Genomic DNA, 19,167 nt, shown 5'->3' on the forward strand with positions numbered 1-19,167 from the left:
AAATAAAAATCTAAAAATAAAAATAAATAATTAATCTTTGTAAAATAAAGTTTACGCCGAGAATGGGATTTGAACCCATGAGGAGATAACTCCACGGGATCTCAAGTCCCGCGCCTTACCTGGCTAGGCTATCTCGGCCTCTAAAAAAATAAAAAGAATAAAACTATTTGAAATCTATTACTATATATGATAGTAATAATTTATATAGTTTGTTATTTTATCTATGCTTTAAGTTCTATTTCGATACTTACATTATCAGGAACATTAACTTTCATAACTTGTCTCATTGCACGTTCATCTGCTTCAATTCCCACAAGACGTTTATGAATTCTTAATTCCCATTTTTCCCATGTTGCTTTACCTTCACCATCTGGACTTTTTCTAGTAGGTACTACTAATTTTTTAGTTGGTAAAGGAATAGGTCCTGATAAATCTACACCAGTTCTTTCAGCTATTTTTTTAAGTTGATTACATACATCAGCTATTTTTTCTGGATCTGTACCTGTTAATTTAATTCTAGCTTTGTTCATATTCATTCTCCCTAATAAAACCTTTTCATATCGATTATCCAACAACTTATATTATATTCAAAAAAATTTACATGAATAGTATTTACTATATGATAAACTTAAGTTTATTAAAAATAGTATCATTATGGGATATCGATTAATTAAAAAAAAATTAATAAGTAAAAATTAATTTACTTATTTTGCATCAGTAATGTCTATACACATTCCTGCTGCTACGGTTTGACCCATATCACGGATAGCGAATCTTCCCATGTGAGGAATTTCTTTGATGTTTTCAATTACCATAGGTTTTGTTGGTTTAATGGTAACTAAAGCTGCATCTCCTGTTTTAAGGAAGTCAGGGTTTTCTTCTTTAGGTTGTCCTGTTGCAGGATCTAATTTTACATCTAAGGATAAGAAAGTACATGCAACTTGTGCTGTGTGTGCGTGGAATACAGGTGTGTATCCAACTGTCATTACACCAGGGTGTTGTAATACAACGATTTGTGCTTTGAATTCTTTAGCTACACTAGGAGGGTTTTGTGTTGTACCAGCAACGTCTCCTCTTTTAATATCGTTTTTACCTACACCTCTTACGTTGAATCCAACGTTGTCTCCAGGTTCTGCTTTGTCAAGAACTTCGTGGTGCATTTCAATAGATTTTACTTCACCAGTTACTCCAGCTGGTTCAAATGCTATGTTTTCAGCTGTTTTTAATATACCAGTTTCAATTCTTCCTACAGGTACTGTACCTACACCAGTAATGGAGTATACATCTTGAATAGGTAATCTTAATGGTAAGTCTACAGGTTTATCTGGTTCATCTAATGCATCTAATTCTTGTACAAGAGTGTTTCCTTTGTACCAAGGTGTGTTTGAACTTTTCTCAGAGATGTTATCTCCTTCAAATGCAGATACTGGTATGAAAGGTACGTCTGAAGGTTTAAATCCTACTGTTGAGATTAAAGCTCCTAATTCTTCTTTTAATTCATTGAATTTATCTTCAGAGTAGTCTACTACATCCATTTTGTTAATTGCAATAATTAATTGGTTTATACCAAGGGTTCTTGATAAGAAGATGTGTTCTTTTGTTTGTGGCATGATACCGTCGTTTGCTGCTACTACAAGAACTGCTGCGTCTGCTTGTGATGCACCAGTAATCATGTTTTTAACAAAGTCACGGTGTCCTGGACAATCTACTACAGTGTATTCGTATTTTTGTGTTTCGAATTTAGCGTGAGCAAGATCTATAGTTACTCCTCTTTCTCTTTCTTCACCGAGTTTATCCATAACAAATCTGAATTTGTCTTCTCCTTCATCTAATTGTTGTTCAGCAATAGCTCCTTCTAATAATAAAAGGTGTCCTACTAATGTTGATTTTCCGTGGTCTACGTGACCAATAAATGCTAAGTTCATGTGTGTTTTTTCTTTTGCCATTATATATCCTCCATAATTAAAACATGTATTGAATATAATATATAAATCAGGAACTATTAGAAAATAGTATGATTTATAAAGTGTTAGTAAGCCGATTGCTAGATTATATCTAGAGAACGTCCCCTAACAAAGTAATAAAGAAATATACTGTACTATTGTACTACAAAGAAATATAACCAGGGAATAGTTATATTCCCTTGTAAAATAACATATTTCTTTTTATTATCTTTAATTACTTAATAAATTACAATAATTTCCTAAACTTAAATGAAGTTTAGATATATAAAATTATCTTTTATTAAATAAACTATATATATTTTTTTATTAATATACTTTTTAGTATTTAATTTAAAAAAAAGTATACGAAAAAGAAGTATACTTATCCTAAGTAGTGGTCAGGTCCATATGGTTCTGGAGTTAGACCTTTTCTTTCACGTATTTCTTTTACGATTTTATTTTGTAATTCTCTTGGGATTCTTTCAAATCCAGAGTTTTCAGTAGACCAAATACAACGTCCTTCTGCTGCTGATCTTATATCTCCAGCAAATCCAAACATTTCTGAAACAGGTACTTTAGATTCAATAGTAGACATATCTCCTTCTTGACCCATTTCTACAATTTGTCCTCTTCTGTTTTGTACTTCACGAGTTGCTGCACCCATGTAATCTTGAGGTACACTTATGTATACTTTTTGCATTGGTTCCATTAATGTTGGTTGTGCTAACATTATTGCTCCATATACTGCTTTTCTTATAGCAGGTAATACTTGTGCTGGTCCTCTGTGTACTGCATCTTCGTGTATTTTTGCATCCATGAGACTTATTTTTATTCCCATAGCTTTTTCATTTGCAAGTGGTCCATCATCTAATGCACTTTCAAATCCTTCCATTAATAACTCTTTAATTTCATCTAAGTATTGAATACCACGAGTTTTATTTACAAATATACTGTGTTTGTATACATCCCATACTTTTTTAGCTTCATCTTTGTCAAGACCATGTTCTTGGAATGTTTTAGCTAATTCTTTACCTTTTACTCTTCCTTCTGGGATTTCTCCTTCAGAAATAGCATTCATTAAATCATCAGATAATGGTTCAATATCTATGTAGAATCTGTTATGTTTGTTAGGTGATTTTCCTTCAACATTTGTTGCTGTACCTGCAATAGTTTCTCTGTATACTACAATAGGTTCAGATGTTTCTACTTCTAATCCTTTATCATTAATTCTGTAGATAATAACTTCTAAGTGTAATTCACCCATACCAGCAATTAAGTGTTCACCAGTTTCTTCGTTAATTTCTACTCTTAATGTTGGGTCTTCTTTACCAACTTGTCTTAATACTTCAATAAGTTTTGGTAAATCTTTTGTGTTTTTAGCTTCTACTGCTACTGTTACTACTGGTTCAGATATGTGTTCTAAACTTTCAAATGGTGCTATGTTATGGTCTGCATCTGTAATTGTTTCCCCTGCAATAGCTCCTCTTGCACCAGTAATTGCTACAATATTACCTGCTGGAACTGAGTCTGTATTAATTCTTTCAGGACCCATATATACTCCAACTTGTTGGGTTCTTGCTTTACTCATTGAACCTACAAAGAATATTTCTGAACCTTTTTCAATTGATCCACCATATACACGACCAGTTGCTATTTCACCAGCGTGTTTATCAATACTTACATCTGTTACCATTACTGCAAGTGGTGATGTTGAATCAGTTGCAATCATACCTTGTCCTTCTACAGATTCTATATCTCCAGACCAGATTTTAGGTACCCTGTATTCTTGTGCAACTTTTGGACTTGGTAAGTGTTCTACTACCATACCAAGAATTACTTCTTCAATTTTAATTTTTTGAGCTAATTCTTTTTGGTTGTCTTCATTACAGTATTGGATAATATCTTTGAAAGTAATGTTTGTTTTTAACATTTCAGGTACGTTAATTGCCCAGTTATGATATGCTGAACCGAATGCTACTGTACCATCTTCAATTTTTACTTGCCATTCTGTTTTGTATTGTTCAGGAGCCATGTTTTTGATGAGTTTGTTTACTCCTGCAATAATTTTTACAAATCTGTTTTGTAATTCAGCATCATCAAGTTTTAATTCATTTATTAATCTATCTACTTTGTTAATAAAGAGAACAGGTCTTACATTTTCTTTTAAAGCTTGTCTTAATACTGTTTCTGTTTGAGGCATTACACCTTCTACTGCACATACAACTACTACAGCTCCATCTACAGCTCTCATTGCACGGGTTACGTCTCCACCAAAGTCTACGTGTCCTGGTGTATCAATAAGGTTGATAAGGTATTCGTTATCTTCATAACTGTGTACCATTGATACGTTTGCTGCATCAATAGTAATTCCTCTTTCTTGTTCTTGTTCATCAAAATCAAGGAATCTTTGATCTCCTGCTAATTCAGAAGATATCATTCCTGCTGCTGCAAGAAGGTTATCTGATAATGTTGTTTTACCATGGTCAATGTGTGCTACTATACCAATGTTTCTAATATAGTCTGGCTTGTACATTAAATCTTTGATTTTTTTTACCATTTGATCTCGTCGACTCAATAAAATCACCTAAATGTTAAATCTTAAATTAATTAGTTTTTTTATTATTATTTAATTATTAGTTTAATACTTTATTAATTTTATTAAATTTAATTTAAAAATTATTTTTTTAAATCATCTAATAAATTTTTATAAATATCTTTTTTAAAAAAAATAAAAGAGAAAAAAGATAAGTAGTTTCAAAATCTAGTGTGCGGATCTTGCTACTCTTTCTTTTTCTTCTTTTTTCTGTACAGCAAAGCTTCTTGAATCTTCATCTGATGCTAATAATATTTCATCAGCTAAACATTGAGCTGCTGATTTTTTATTTTTAAATGCAGATTGCATTGCACCTTTTGTAATAAATCCTAAAGAAAGGTCTACTCTTCTTTGTGGTGCTATATCTACTGCAATTTGGTATCCAATACCACCGTATTTGATACGTGTGGTTTCTTCCCTTGGTGCTGTGTTTTCTACAGCTTTTACTAAAACTTGAACAGGGTTTTGTTTGGTTTTATTGTTGATAATTTCTAAAGCATCTTCTACAATGGAGTATGCTTTATTTTTTTTACCACTGTTTCTTTCTGTTCTCATGATTTTATTCATGAGTCTTTCTACAATAGATACTTTAGATTTTGCAAATTGTCTTTTTACGTGACGTCCCATTGTGTGTGGTACAACAATTTCATCTAAACATACGTAGTTTTGTAATCCCATATCTTCTACTGTAACTTCTGTTACATCCCATTTATCGAATAATTTAAAGCTCATATTAATTAAATCTCCTTAAATAAATTAATTACCTTACAGGTTTTTCGATTTTTCCACTTACCATTTCAGATAAAGCTACGTTGTTTACTTTTGTAACTTTCCATCTTACTCCAGGAATATCACCCATAGACCTACCTGATGGTCCACCTATTCCTTCAATCATTACTTCATCGTGTTCATCGATAAAACCAATAGCTCCATCACCTGGTGCGAAAGCTGTAATTTGTTTACCGTTTTTAATTAATTGAACTCTTACACATTTTCTTATTGCAGAGTTAGGCTGTTTTGCTTCAATACCTACTTTTTCTATTACAATTCCTCTTGCTTGAGGTGATCCTTCTAGTGGATCTGCTTTTATGTTTAATCCGAGGGTTTTTCTTTTGTATTGTGTGTCTTTCCATCGGAAGTTTTGTCTGTTATCTTTTAATTTTTTTGCTGCAAATAATCCTGGCAAATTTTATTCCTCCATTTATACTTTATAAAATTTTTTTATTATTCTATTCAAAGTTATTTAAAAATACCACATGTACATTTAACACAGATGAAGTAGTGTAATTTACATGAAGTATTATTTAAATTTATGCTGTGTGCAATAATTTACATACTTTTCATTATAGTTTTTAGTATTAACTGAGTTTTTTTAAGAATTTAGGATGTAAAATAAAACCATTTTTTTACTTTTAATCCTAAATATAAATAATCATAAACATGGTTATTTTATGATAATATCACTAATATCAAATTGTCTTTTAGCAAATTGTCTGGCTCGCCGAATATTCTGACCATTTTTACCAATAGTAGAACGTTTAGTCTTTGAGTCGACATCCAAGGTCGCGATTTTATTACCTTTAGCATTAGTAGAAAATTCTATTGAATTTACTTTAGCTACAGATAACAAATTTTTTATAAATTCGCCGGGATCGTCAGAGTGTTCAATAATTTCAATACTCTTATCTACTTTATTCTGCATTTTAGCAATAGTACTACCACGTTTTCCTATTGCTAATCCCATATCTCCTTTTTTTACCAAAAAAGTAACTTTATCATGTTCTTCATCAATAATACAGTCCTTAACCGTAGCACTTGTTATTGTTTCAAACAAGCCAATATATCTGATTTCATTGGTTGTAAACTTGATGGACATAATTCAATTTACTCCTTAATCTCTAATATGTTAGAGTCTCCAGGTTCTTGTATAATTAGAACTGATACTGTGAATGGTTTACCACAGATTGAACCTAGTTCTACACTGGAACCTTCAAATGTATATACTGGCATTTCAGATAATTTTGAATATGCTTCAATATCTGCTTTAACATTTTTAGGAGTGTTTTCAGCCATAATAGCTAACTCCCCATTTCCAAGTTTTATTGCTTGAATTGCTTTATTGGATCCTAATATAACCTTACCAGTATCAACGGCTACACGTATCCCTCTTTCTATATCCATTTACTGCCTCCTAGTTTTTATCTTTCATAATGACACCAACAGACCCCGTACCATGAGGTATTGGTTGTCCAACAATAACATTCTCAATTATACCTGTGAGTTTATCAGTTTCTCCACGAATACTTGCATTAAGCAAGTGTTTTCCAGTTTCTTCGAAAGCTGCACGAGCAAGAACACTTGATTTTTCACCACTGATACCATGTCTTCCAATGGATTTTACAACCCCTTCAGAAGTCATCATATCAGCAACAAGCATAATGTGTCTTATATCCACACTAAGCCCTTGTTCTTCCATGGTTGTATATAACTCATGAATAATAGCATTTCTTGCAGCTTCAATACCAAGAACTTTTTCAATCTCAAAAATATCGTTTGTAGTTGTTTTAACAATATCCACACCATCAATTTTTAAAATAGCTCCAATATTAGAACCTTCAGTGTGAATTACCCATTCATTATGTTCATGACGGATAACAACTTTACCAATACCTTTAACACCACTAATTTGAAGATCTCTGATTTTATCAGCAAGTAATCTTAATTCTCGAATACCTTGTTGCATTTTTTCTTCATCTTTAGAAAATGTGGTTTCAAAACTCAGTAAATTATTATTTATCTTTACCTGTTTAAAAGTTTTTTCAATTACAGCAGTAACTTCTGAAAGTTCAAGTCTACGTTCATCAAGAATATCTTGATCAATTTCAGCTGTAATTATGTTATCCATATAATTTACATTGAAGTTTTTAATAACATCATTCAATGTTATTTTACCTATTTTATTACCCATTTTACGAATAAATTCTTCATCATTTTTATAATCATCAGCAAAGAAAATATCCATAGTAGGAGTAGATATTTTCTTACGAGCATCTACTACTTCTATAAGACGAGGTAACCCTAAGGTTACGTTTAATTCTACTACCCCTGCATAGTGAAAAGTACGCATGGTCATCTGAGTACCAGGTTCACCTACAGATTGAGCTGCAATAGTACCTACAGATTCACCAGGTTCAACCTCTTCACGTTCATATGCTTCTTTAACTTTAAGAACTAAAGTTTTTAATTCATCATCAGTTAAATTATTACGTTCAGATGCTTCACTTATTTCCTCAACAAGTTTAATAGGGAAATAATCAGCACCATTTTCATTAACTACTGCTTGAACTTCTTCTACATTCATAAAAATCCACTCTCCCTATTTAGCATTACCATTAGCTTCTAATCTCATCTCTTCTATTAAACGATCAAGATTTGCTACTATACCATAATCACTTTTTGCTGGGTTAATACCATCTTCACCATATTTAAATTGAATAATAGCTCCCCTATTATCACGTACAGTTCCATCTTCATGTACACTTAAGTCATGAAGTGCATTTACAAGACGTCTTTGCATGTAACCACTCTGTGCTGTACGAATAGCTGTATCTACTAATCCTTCACGTCCACCCATAGCGTGGAAGAAAAATTCTAATGGATCAAGTCCTTTCTTATAACTACTGTGTACAAATCCACTAGCTTTAGAACCCACATCACCTTTACGGAAATGAGGTAAAGTACGATTAATATAACCCCTATTAATACGTCCTCCACGAACAGCCTGCTGTCCTACACAAGTAGCAATCTGAGTTAAGTTAAGCATTGAACCACGAGCACCAGTGAGTGCCATAATTACTGCACTGTTAGATGTTGTAAAGTAACGTTCTGCAATAACCCCAGTGTTATCCCTTGCTTCCCCAAGCACTTGCATGATTTTCATCTCAAGTGTTTCACGTAAACTACGTCCAGGTAATGCTTCAAGTTCATTATCTTCATATGCTTGAATAAGTTGTTCCACTTTACGATCAGATTTTTCAAGTAATTCTTTAATACGTTCTTCTGCTTCCTTAGGAATTTCTTCATCAGCAGTACCAGTTGTGAAACCTCTTTGCATTACTCCACCAAATACTGCAAGTTTTGTAGCATGATCAAGGAAGTAACGAGCTTCACTAGGACCAAATTGTTTTACAATTGAATCTAATATTTTACCACTACCAGATCCATATCCTTTATCATCAACTACTCCTTGTAATAATTGACCATTACTAATTACTACATAAGCATCATGTTCACAGTTTTCATGTTTACATTCCTCACATTTTCTACAAATCTCTGCCTTATAAATTAAGTTTAATTTATCAGGTAAGAGTAAACTGAAAATTTCTTTACCAGTCCAATCTCTTCCTTTAGATTCAGGAAGTTCCATTTTAGAACGTTTAATGATTTGGAATGCTTTATCTTCAGGATATACTGTAGATGCATGTGTAAGTAAATATGCACCAGTAATGTGATCATGTATAGCTCCAATAATTGGTCCACCATAACGAGGTGAAAGAATATGTTCTTGTACCTTCATTATGTCATTTGCTTCAGCACGAGCTTCAGGAGTTTGGAATACGTGCATGTTCATTTCGTCTCCATCGAAATCTGCATTGTATGGAGGACATACACATAAATTTAACCTGAATGTTTTATATGGTAATACTCTTACTTCATGTGCCATCATTGACATACGGTGAAGTGAAGGTTGACGATTGAATAATACAATATCTCCATCAATAATATGCCTTTCAACTATGTATCCTGGTTTTAGATTTTCAACAACCATTTCTTTTGTTTCATCATAAACTCTGATTTTACGTCCATCAGGTCTTATTATGTAGTTTGCTCCAGGATGTACATCAGGCCCATTATTAATATATTCCTTCATTTTTTCCATGTTCCATTCAGTAACAGCTATAGGTACAGTTACTTCTTTAGCTATCATTTCAGGAACTCCAACTTCATTTATACTTAATGTTGGGTCTGGTGAAATTACAGTACGTGCTGAGAAATTTACACGTTTACCTGCAAGATTACTTCTGAAACGTCCTTCTTTACCTTTTAGACGTTGAGCTAATGTTTTTAAAGGTCTTCCAGATCTATGTCTTGCTGGTGGTACTCCAGATGCTTCATTATCAAAGTAGGTTGTTACGTGGTATTGGAGTAACTCCCATAAATCTTCAACAATAAGTTGTGGTGCACCAGCTTCCATATTTTCTTTTAATCTTTGATTAATACGTAAAATATCCACAAGTTTGTGTGTAAGGTCATCTTCTGATCTTTCACCAGTTTCAAGTGTAATTGAAGGTCTTACTGTTACAGGTGGTACTGGTAGTACTGTTAAAACCATCCATTCTGGTCTTGCTACCTTTGGATTTATACCAATAAAGATATAATCCTCTTCTGGTATCATTTCTAATCTTTCACGTACTTCACTAGCAGTTAATTTATATGTTCCTTCAACAAGAGAAATTGGTTTATCAATTTTAATTTCTATTTGTTCTTCTTCACAATGTGGACATTTTTCTTTTTTAGCTGCTAAATGGATTTGTTTTAAGATTTTAGAAATATCTTCACCATTTTCTATTCTTTCTTCTAATTTATCTTTATATTCTAACTTTTCAGTATCTGTTAAAAGTACTCTTCCACATTTACGACAAGTAGATCTTAGAATTTTATGAATAGTATCTGCAAATCCCACATGTATTACAGGTCTTGCAAAGTTAATATGTCCAAAGTGTCCTTGACAATCTCCACCTTTAGAACCACAAGTTCTACATTTAAGTCCTGGGTCAATTACTCCAAGTCGTGGATCCATTAATCCTGATTCTATTGGATAACCATCTTCATCATATGTATCTGGCGTTACAATTTTAGTTACAGACATTTTTCTTATAACTTCTGGTGACATTAAACCAAAATCTATTTCAGATACTTTTTTTATTATTCCTTTCAACTAATAATCCTCCCGAGTAATTTATTAACTATGCTTTATCTTCTAATACAAGATTTGGAGATATACATAATGATTTTAATTCATCAAGTAACAATTTAAATGCATATGATATTTCTATTGGGAATGTTTCTGTTTCTCCACATATTGCACAGTATGTTCTATCACGTATTTTATCTCTTACTGCTAATCTACCACAATTTCCACATAACAATGCTTCATATTTATCTGATTCATCGAGTAATCTTTCTTTTAATGCTAGTGCAGCACCATGTGCAATTAAACAGTCACGTTCCATTTCTCCAAATCTAAGTCCACCTTCTCTTGCTCTACCTTCAGTAGGTTGACGAGTGAGAACTTGTACTGGACCTCTACTTCTTGCATATACTTTATCTGAAGTCATGTGATGTAATTTCTGGTAATATGCTACTCCTACAAAGATTTCTGCTTTGAAACGTTCACCTGTTATACCATTGTATAATTGTTCACGACCATGTGTTTCAAAACCATTTTCTTTAAGTAAACGTTTGATTTCATCTTCTGGTACTCCAGTAAATGGTGTACCATCAATACGATGTCCTTCCATACAACCAGCTTTACCTGCAAGCATCTCAATAATCTGTCCAATAGACATCCTTGATGGAATTGCGTGAGGATTTATCATTAAATCAGGACACATACCATTTTCATTGAAAGGCATATTTTCTTGAGGTACTATAAGACCTAATACTCCTTTCTGACCATGTCTTGATGCGAATTTATCACCATATTCTGGTTGTCTGTGATCACGTACTTTGACTTTTGCTAATTTACTTCCTTCAACAGTTTCTGTTAGCATTACTTTGTCTACTATACCATGTTCACCATGTCTTACTGTAACACTTGTTTCACGTCTTCTTTCTGCTACAGTACCAAATTCATCCACATCTTCAAGGAATCTTGGAGGTGATGTTTTACCTATTAATACATCTCCACTTGTTACTGGTACTTCTGGATTGATAAGTCCATCTTCATCTAAGTGTTTGTATACTTCCTCTGATCTATATCCTCGTACCATACTTTCGGGATATTCAAAGTGATCTTCTTGTCCACCAGGATAACGTCTTTCTGATGCTTCGTATGATCTAAAGAAGGAAGATCTACCTAATCCTCTTTCTAATGCTGCTTTATTCATAACAAGAGCATCTTCCATGTTACATCCTTGGTATGAAAGAATTGCTACTACGAAGTTTTGACCAGATGGTCTTTTATCATATTCTGTTGAAACCATACTTTTTGTTTTTACAACAGGCATTTGTGGTTGATGTAAGAGATGTGCTCTTGTATCAGTTCTTAAATTATAGTTTGATACATATAATCCAAGAGCCTGTTTTGTCATACCTGCCTCCATTGTGTTCCTTGGTGAGGAATTATGGTTAGCATATGGAATAATTCCAGCACAAATACCAAGCATTGTTGATGGATCTATTTCAAGATGAGTATGTTCTTCTGTTAATTGATCTTCAAACATTGCAATGTATGCATTTTCTTCTTCTTCAGCATCAATATACTCTATGATTCCTTTATGAATAAGGTCAAACCATTTTAGTTCTCCTGCTGCAACTTGATCAATAATTTCATCAGTGAGTTTTGAAACTCCATTTTCAACTATTACCAATGGTCTTCTTGCCCTTCCAGGATCTGTGAATATAAATATTTCACTATTTTCTTCATAGTATGTTATATTTAATTCATGAGTTAATTCATTAGATCTTCTTCTGGCTTTAACTTCTTTTACAAATGCTTCAGGTTCATCTGTTGTTCCAATTAATTTACCATTTATATAAACTTTAACTTTAACCATTATAAGTCTCCTTAAATCCCTTTTTCATTTTATAAGTTATGATCTAATGGTGTGATATAATCCATATCTTGGATTGTTTTTTCTATATCTTCTAAAGGATAGCCTTCAGATATTTTTGTAATTATAGCTAAGTTTTTTACTAAACCACAGTTTGGTCCTTCCGGAGTTTCGTTAGGACATATTTTTCCAAATTGTGTTGGATGTAAATCTCTTGCTTCAAAGTGAGGTTGACTTCTTGATAATGGTGAGACTACACGTTTAAGATGTGATAGTGTTCCCATGTAACTTGTTCTGTCAAGTAATTGGCTTACTCCAGCTCTTCCACCAACCCAATTACCTGTAGCTATTGCATGTTTTATATTTTCAGTTATTACATCAGATCTTACTGCTTGTTTAACTGATGGTTCTTTTCCACGTGATAGACTACGTTCTAATTGATAGGTCATATCTCTTGTTAGACTTGTGAAAGCTACTCTGAATAAATCTTCCATAAGATCTCCAGATACTCTTAATCTTTTATTTGCATAATGATCCTTATCGTGAGGTTCACGTTCACCATTTATTACTTGTAAAAGCATATCAGTCATTTCTGCAAGATATACTGCTTTGTCAATACGAGATTCAGGATCTACTCCTACATGAGGTAAAAGATAACGATCAATTACATCTTCTGCTCTTTTAATTCTGTATTCTTCAGTCATTCCCTTTGCTACTCTGTTACCAATATATTTGATAGCATCGTATTTTGTGTCAACACCTGTTGTTTGAATATCATCAATTAATAAGAATTGAGTGTTAATATCATCAGAAACACTGTTTACCAAGTCCACATCTTTTTCAAATCCAAGAGCTCTTAGTAAGATTACAAGAGGTATTTCTCCAGGTACATAAGGGAATGATATTCTTAAGAATACTCCTTTTTTATGAGGTTTTCTATATTCTAAAGTGATTCTTGCACGGAAACCACTTTTTATTGAGGTTACAACTGCTCTTGCTCTTCTATCTTCTTTATCTTTTTCACTTTGTTCTAAGATAATTTTGTTAGGAGCAATTTCTTCCATTGTAACAATAGCTCTTTCAGATCCATTTACTATAAAGTAGCCCCCTGGATCTTGAGGATCTTCTCCAACTTTTTCAAGTTCTTCATCACTTAAGCCACATAGGTGACATGCTTTTGATTTAAGCATGACAGGTAATTCACCAATATAAACTTTTTCCATTTCATAATCGTCATTATCCCCCTTAACAAGAGCCATGTCAAGGTACATGTGAGCAGAATAATTAAGATTTCTTAATCTTGCTTCAGATGGTTCAATAATACTTTTAGAACCATCAGCTTCTTTTATGAAAGGTTTAACTATTTCTACATCACCAGTTTTAATAGTATACTCACCATGATCCAATGTTATGGGTTCTGTAATATCAACAATTTCTTGAATTTTATTATCTAAAAAATCATTGTATGATCGGATATGGTGGTCTACTATATCATATTCATCAAAAAATGAATCAACTAAAGACCATGCGTTTTTTGTCATATATCCATCTCCATTTGAAAAGAATTCAACTTTGAATAAAAATACACACTACTAATTTTATTCAAATTTCTCTTCCTAAGTTTTAGTTTACTACTTGATATTGCCCTAATAGGGAACTGTATAATTTATAATTTAAATGATTATAATACAGATTTTACATCTAATATAAGATTACATACCTAACTATTAGTTTATTTTTTTTTCTAAAGTGATGGTAATAGAATAAAAATAAATTAATAAAAAGGCAACTACTTCTCCACAAGAACCAAGTTATACTCTAGATTACTTGTATCATTAAAGTTATAATACCATATCTTAACAGTATTAGAATAAGTTAGTTTATTTAAAATAAGAATTTATAAAAAAATGAATCCATAATTTATAACACAAAAACATAGTTTAGTAATATAATTTAAATAAAAATCAAGTATCTTTAGTCAATTGAAATAATCAGTTTCAATAAAAAAAAATAATCTAACTAAAAAATATTTTTTCTAATTATAAACTACCCATAACTAACACTATGTTTTCTTTATTAATTTAATTATAATATGAATTCAATAATAAATTCTAAATTTATAAAATAATCCATCACTTTTCTAATAATATGAATAACAATGCTTTATTATCCAAATAAAAATCTATTAAAAATATTTAATAGAAAACATTTTCTGATAATCATTTACAGTATTATTAGACATCATTATAAATTTATTAATTATATCAAATATCAGTTATTATTTTAAAGTATAATCATCACTTAAAACTATGAAAAATACTTAAAATATTCCTATTTTTTCCCAATTAATTTTAGAATACAAAATTTAATTCTATCTAAAATATTATACATAGAATTCTAAATCTGATAAAGAAAACATGATTTAAAATTTAATTCTATAAATTAATACGTATACTTTATGTTTGTAACTCATCTAATAAAAAACTATAGTTTTATATAGTAGATGTTTCTTTTAAATACTAACCCTTTTAAAAAAAATTGATTAATAACTAAAAAAAATAAGTTAAATTAGAAACTATTTTAATCTCTAACAACACGATAAGCAACGAATATTCCTGCAGTTTCACTTTTTCTTGTAATTTTAAGAATATCTCCAACTTTAGCATCAATTGCTTTTACTACAGGATCTGTTGGTAATATCTTTGGAATTTGATCTAAACGAACATTTAAGTCATCAAGAACTTTTTGAGCTTCTTCTTCTGATAAAATAGTATGTTCTGGAACTAATTTATGTTGTAAAATATCAGCTTTCAAAATTATATCCTCCATATTTAAAAATAAGTAATACTAACATTAATCATTAATTATTAAATAATTATGCAGTTTATTATATAAATAATTTATAATTTAGTTTGATAAAAAAAATATGTTAAATTTCATAAATAAGTTATAATTAAAAAATATAATTATTAATTGTCAAAAATAGAATTATGTTGTTAAAATATAAGCGGGCCCGACGGGAGTTGAACCCGCGACCGCCTGGTTAAAAGCCAGGCGCTCTCCCAGACTGAGCTACGAGCCCCTATAAAATGATTATAACGCCTTGGCCGGGATTTGAACCCGAGTCGCAGGCTCGACAGGCCTGCATGATAGCCTCTACACTACCAAGGCATTTATACTTATTAAAAACACATACTTTGTACTACAAAGCAACTATGTTATACTTTGTATGTTATAGTATATAAAGGTATCGGTTAAAGATACATATAACTTACTAACAATTATATTTATAAATAAAAGGTTATCCCGTCTGCCGGACTTGAACCAGCAACATTCGGATCTACAGTCCGATGCTCTGCCAAATTGAGCTAAGACGGGTATAACAGTGGGACCACCCGGATTTGAACCGGAGTCTCAGGCTCCCAAAGCCCAAAGGATCGACCAAGCTACCCTATGGTCCCATGTACTAAAAATTATAGAGCCCCAGGGGGGAATTGAACCCCCGACCGCTTGATTACAAGTCAAGCGCTCCACCAGACTGAGCTACTGAGGCATCTACGTGTTAAAACCTATTTGTCCATAATAGGTTAGAAGTCATTTATTATTTAACTAACTCATACTATATAAAGGTTTCCCCCCTTATAGTATTCCCATTTAAAATCCTAAAAAAGAGAAATAAAAGAATAATACTCTTTAAAAAAATTATATAAAAATTATTAATTTTTATTTCGTTTAGCAGAGTCAACTAAAGCTTTTACAGCAGGTAATTCTTCACCAGCAATTAGATTTATACTTGCTCCTCCACCACTACTAATATGTGTAATATCATCATCTAAATCCATATTACTTGCAGCAGCAGCAAGATGACCCCCACCAATAATTGAAAATCCTTCTGATTTAGCCATAGTATTTAATAAATCTTCAGTTCCTAAATTAAAGCCTTCTTTTTCAAATACTCCTGCAGGACCATTGGCAAATAATGTTTTTGCTTCCAAAATTTTTTCCTTATAAATTTCAATAGTTTTACTACCAATATCATAGATTGGTAAATTTGGAATTTCATCAACAGAATATTCCACACGTTTATCATTTTCAAGAATTGCTAAATCAACAGGTAATATTATTTTATCAGAATAGTCTTTTAACAATTCTTTTGCAAAATCAATATAATCTTCATAACCCCTTTGAACTATAAAATCATAATTATATTCTTTTAAATCAACACCACTTGCTACAAGGAAAATATTTGCTACAAGACCAGTTGTTAATATAAAATCTGCTCTATTAGTTCTTAGTGCATTAGCCATAACATTTATAGAATCATCAGCTTTAATACCTCCAAGTACATAAACTCGTGGTTGTTGTGCATTATCTAATATCCCATACAATGTTTTTAATTCTAATTCCATAACTCTTCCAGCAAGGGATGGTAATACTTTTGAAAAACCAATAAGTGAAGTTTGAGATCTGTGTGCTGTAGCAAAAGCATCATTAACAAAGTAATCAGCCAGAGGAGTTAATGTTTTAACCATGTATGTGTTTGCTTGTTCTTCTGGTGTTAATTTAGGCATTTCTTCTGAATAAAATCGAACATTTTCTAATAGAACTATTTCACCATTAACCATGTTTGATATGATATTTTGAGCTTCTCTAGAAAATATAGAGTCAACATATGTAACATCTTTTCCAATAATATTAGACAATGATCTGGCATGTTGTTTAAGAGTAGTGAAATCTGATTTACCTGGCCTACTTTGATGTGCTATTATTACAACACGAGCATCCCTATCTGACAATTCAGAAATAGTACTTGAATGTAATCTCATTCTAGTATCGTCTAATAATTCACCATCTATAGGATCTACTGGTGAATTAACATCTACCCTAAGTAATACTGTTTTTCCTTCAAAATCAAAATCATCCATTGTATTAAAATCATAATCCATAACTAATACCCCTTAATTACTTCTAAAAAAAATATTAAATTAAACTAACTAAATCAATTAGAGCTTCTTTTTGATTTTCTGCTTTAATAATACCAGAAGCTAGTAGAACTCCTTGAGCACCAAGATCTAATGCTGCTTTCATATCTTCTCCCGTAGATATTCCAGCACCACATAATACTGATATATTCTTGTTAATTTTATGAATTTCTTCAACTGTATTTTCAACTACTTCAGGACTAGCTTGAGAGACAGGAATACCAGTACCAATTAATTCAGGTGGTTCAATTGCAATGAAATCTGGATTAAATGATGCACAGGCAGCACTTGTTTTAACATTATTAGTACATAATACACTAGTTAAATCTAGTTGTCTTGTTTTTTCAACAACAACATCAATATCAGCCAAAGTTAATCTTTTCTCTGAATGATTAATTAAACTACCCTCTATACCAGTTTCATATAAAGCTTCAGGTAAAGCTGAACCTGTATGTCCTCCAGGAGTTATAGCATCCATGTGTTGAGCATAAACAGGAATATCCACAGATTCAATAATTGGATATAAATCAACTGCTTGTGGAGCAATTGCCATATTTATACCTGTTTCATCACTTGCTTCTTGAACATACTGTGATAATTTTACTGCATTTTTACCTGTTGATTCTGTATATGTTTTATAATTAAGTATTATTATTGGTGTCTTATTCTTACTCATAAAAATTACCTACTAAAATAGATTTCTTATAAAAAAAAATCTAGTCATCTAATAATATTTATTATTCTAATTATTATTATAGATAGTTAAGAATCATTATAAATTCATAATATGAAAATAAATACAACACATTAATATAAATTAAATTTTTTAAGACACAAAAAACATAAGATTATATTAATGATAATTTCACAAACAAAACAAAAAGATTTAGAAAAGAAAGGATATAGATTTGCAGGAAAAAATATTCATGCTGCAAATAAGATATGTCACTGGACAAGAAAAAGTATAGTTGATGAAGGAACATGTTATAAAGAACAATTCTATGGTATAAAAAGTCATAGATGTCTTCAAATGTCTCCAGCAATTGCATACTGCCAACATAAATGTTTATTCTGTTGGAGAGATACAGATATTACAAAAACATCATGGGATAGTGATGACTATGATGATCCAAAAACAATAATTGAAGACTGTATTGAAAACCAGAAGAAATTACTATGTGGATTTTTTGGAAATGAAAATGCCAATCCAGAAAAATTAGAAGAATGTGTAAAACCAAATAATGCTGCATTAAGTCTTGCAGGTGAACCATTACTTTATCCTGAAATTAATCAATTAATAGAAGAATTCCATAAACAGAATTTTACAACATTCCTTGTAAGTAATGGTGAAAATCCAGATAAAATAGAAGCTCTTGGAAAACATGAACCAACACAACTATATATTTCATTAGATGCACCAAATAAGGAGATATATAAAAAGGTATGTAAACCACAAGTATCTAATGGATGGGAAAAATTACAAGAAAGTCTTGAACTTCTCTCAACAATTGATACAAGAAAAGTTCTTAGAATAACATCAGTAAAAGATTTGAATATGATACATACAGAGGAATATGCAAAGATTATTGAAAAGGCAGATGTTGATTACGTTGAAATAAAAGCATATATGTTTGTAGGTGATTCAAGAAATAGACTTCAATGGGAAAATATGCCAAAAACTGTGGATATTCAGGAATTTGCACAATCCATCGCCGAAAAAACAAGTATGAATATTATTGATGAAGTTGAAAAAAGTAGAGTACTTCTACTTGGTGAGAAAAAACCAGGAAAGTATAATAACTAAAAAATAAATT

General features: G+C 31.4%; 15 protein-coding genes and 6 tRNA genes. 1 reads left to right on the plus strand and 20 read right to left on the minus strand.

Annotation, left to right across the window (positions count from 1 at the left end; translation table 11 throughout):
* Positions 1–54: 54 nt before the first annotated feature.
* From BZ132_RS06560 to tpiA, 20 genes are all read right to left on the minus strand, one after another.
* Positions 55–138: transfer RNA gene (locus BZ132_RS06560), tRNA-Ser, on the minus strand.
* A gap of 83 nt (positions 139–221) precedes the next feature.
* On the minus strand, positions 222–530 hold the full coding sequence (gene rpsJ / locus BZ132_RS06565) for a 30S ribosomal protein S10 (RefSeq protein WP_011406940.1): 309 nt from the start codon (positions 528–530) through the stop codon (positions 222–224).
* Between the two features lie 174 nt (positions 531–704).
* Positions 705–1,946 (minus strand): translation elongation factor EF-1 subunit alpha, encoded by a 1,242-nt coding sequence (tuf, locus tag BZ132_RS06570; RefSeq protein WP_011406941.1) that lies wholly within the window; start codon positions 1,944–1,946, stop codon positions 705–707.
* A 379-nt stretch (positions 1,947–2,325) separates the two neighbouring features.
* Positions 2,326–4,518, minus strand: coding sequence for an elongation factor EF-2 (locus BZ132_RS06575; protein WP_011406942.1), 2,193 nt, complete (start codon positions 4,516–4,518; stop codon positions 2,326–2,328).
* Between the two features lie 186 nt (positions 4,519–4,704).
* Positions 4,705–5,268, minus strand: a complete 564-nt coding sequence (locus BZ132_RS06580) for a 30S ribosomal protein S7 (protein ID WP_011406943.1) — start codon at positions 5,266–5,268, stop codon at positions 4,705–4,707.
* A gap of 28 nt (positions 5,269–5,296) precedes the next feature.
* A complete protein-coding gene (locus BZ132_RS06585; RefSeq protein WP_011406944.1) occupies positions 5,297–5,722 on the minus strand; it encodes a 30S ribosomal protein S12 in 426 nt (141 codons plus the stop codon).
* A gap of 258 nt (positions 5,723–5,980) precedes the next feature.
* Entirely contained in the window at positions 5,981–6,412 is a 432-nt protein-coding gene (locus tag BZ132_RS06590) for a NusA-like transcription termination signal-binding factor (RefSeq protein ID WP_011406945.1), read from the minus strand.
* A gap of 8 nt (positions 6,413–6,420) precedes the next feature.
* On the minus strand, positions 6,421–6,717 hold the full coding sequence (locus tag BZ132_RS06595) for a 50S ribosomal protein L30e (protein ID WP_011406946.1): 297 nt from the start codon (positions 6,715–6,717) through the stop codon (positions 6,421–6,423).
* Positions 6,718–6,727: 10 nt separating this feature from the next.
* Positions 6,728–7,897 (minus strand): DNA-directed RNA polymerase subunit A'', encoded by a 1,170-nt coding sequence (gene rpoA2 / locus BZ132_RS06600; protein ID WP_011406947.1) that lies wholly within the window; start codon positions 7,895–7,897, stop codon positions 6,728–6,730.
* A gap of 15 nt (positions 7,898–7,912) precedes the next feature.
* Positions 7,913–10,534, minus strand: coding sequence for a DNA-directed RNA polymerase subunit A' (locus BZ132_RS06605; RefSeq protein WP_112149726.1), 2,622 nt, complete (start codon positions 10,532–10,534; stop codon positions 7,913–7,915).
* Between the two features lie 28 nt (positions 10,535–10,562).
* Complete coding sequence (gene rpoB, locus BZ132_RS06610) at positions 10,563–12,374, minus strand: DNA-directed RNA polymerase subunit B (RefSeq protein ID WP_112149727.1); 1,812 nt, start codon at positions 12,372–12,374, stop codon at positions 10,563–10,565.
* A 29-nt stretch (positions 12,375–12,403) separates the two neighbouring features.
* A complete protein-coding gene (locus BZ132_RS06615; RefSeq protein WP_286940673.1) occupies positions 12,404–13,912 on the minus strand; it encodes a DNA-directed RNA polymerase subunit B'' in 1,509 nt (502 codons plus the stop codon).
* Between the two features lie 1,039 nt (positions 13,913–14,951).
* Positions 14,952–15,185, minus strand: a complete 234-nt coding sequence (locus BZ132_RS06620; protein ID WP_011406951.1) for a DNA-directed RNA polymerase subunit H — start codon at positions 15,183–15,185, stop codon at positions 14,952–14,954.
* A 194-nt stretch (positions 15,186–15,379) separates the two neighbouring features.
* Positions 15,380–15,453 (minus strand) — tRNA-Lys (locus BZ132_RS06625).
* A 17-nt stretch (positions 15,454–15,470) separates the two neighbouring features.
* Positions 15,471–15,542: transfer RNA gene (locus BZ132_RS06630), tRNA-Asp, on the minus strand.
* 133 nt (positions 15,543–15,675) lie between these two features.
* Positions 15,676–15,749 (minus strand) — tRNA-Tyr (locus tag BZ132_RS06635).
* Between the two features lie 8 nt (positions 15,750–15,757).
* A tRNA-Pro gene (locus BZ132_RS06640) sits at positions 15,758–15,832 on the minus strand.
* An 18-nt stretch (positions 15,833–15,850) separates the two neighbouring features.
* Positions 15,851–15,924, minus strand: a tRNA-Thr gene (locus BZ132_RS06645).
* 163 nt (positions 15,925–16,087) lie between these two features.
* Positions 16,088–17,317 carry a phosphoglycerate kinase gene (locus BZ132_RS06650; RefSeq protein ID WP_011406952.1) on the minus strand — a complete coding sequence of 410 codons (1,230 nt, stop codon included), beginning with the start codon at positions 17,315–17,317 and terminating at the stop codon, positions 16,088–16,090.
* A gap of 34 nt (positions 17,318–17,351) precedes the next feature.
* Positions 17,352–18,029, minus strand: a complete 678-nt coding sequence (tpiA, locus tag BZ132_RS06655) for a triose-phosphate isomerase (RefSeq protein ID WP_011406953.1) — start codon at positions 18,027–18,029, stop codon at positions 17,352–17,354.
* A 180-nt stretch (positions 18,030–18,209) separates the two neighbouring features.
* On the opposite strand from tpiA, the gene twy1 reads away from it, so the two are divergent.
* Complete coding sequence (twy1, locus tag BZ132_RS06660) at positions 18,210–19,157, plus strand: 4-demethylwyosine synthase TYW1 (protein WP_286940674.1); 948 nt, start codon at positions 18,210–18,212, stop codon at positions 19,155–19,157.
* The last annotated feature ends 10 nt before the right edge of the window (positions 19,158–19,167 follow it).

The organism is Methanosphaera sp. DEW79 (assembly GCF_003266085.1).
In the GTDB taxonomy this organism is placed as follows: Archaea; Methanobacteriota; Methanobacteria; order Methanobacteriales; family Methanobacteriaceae; genus Methanosphaera; species Methanosphaera stadtmanae.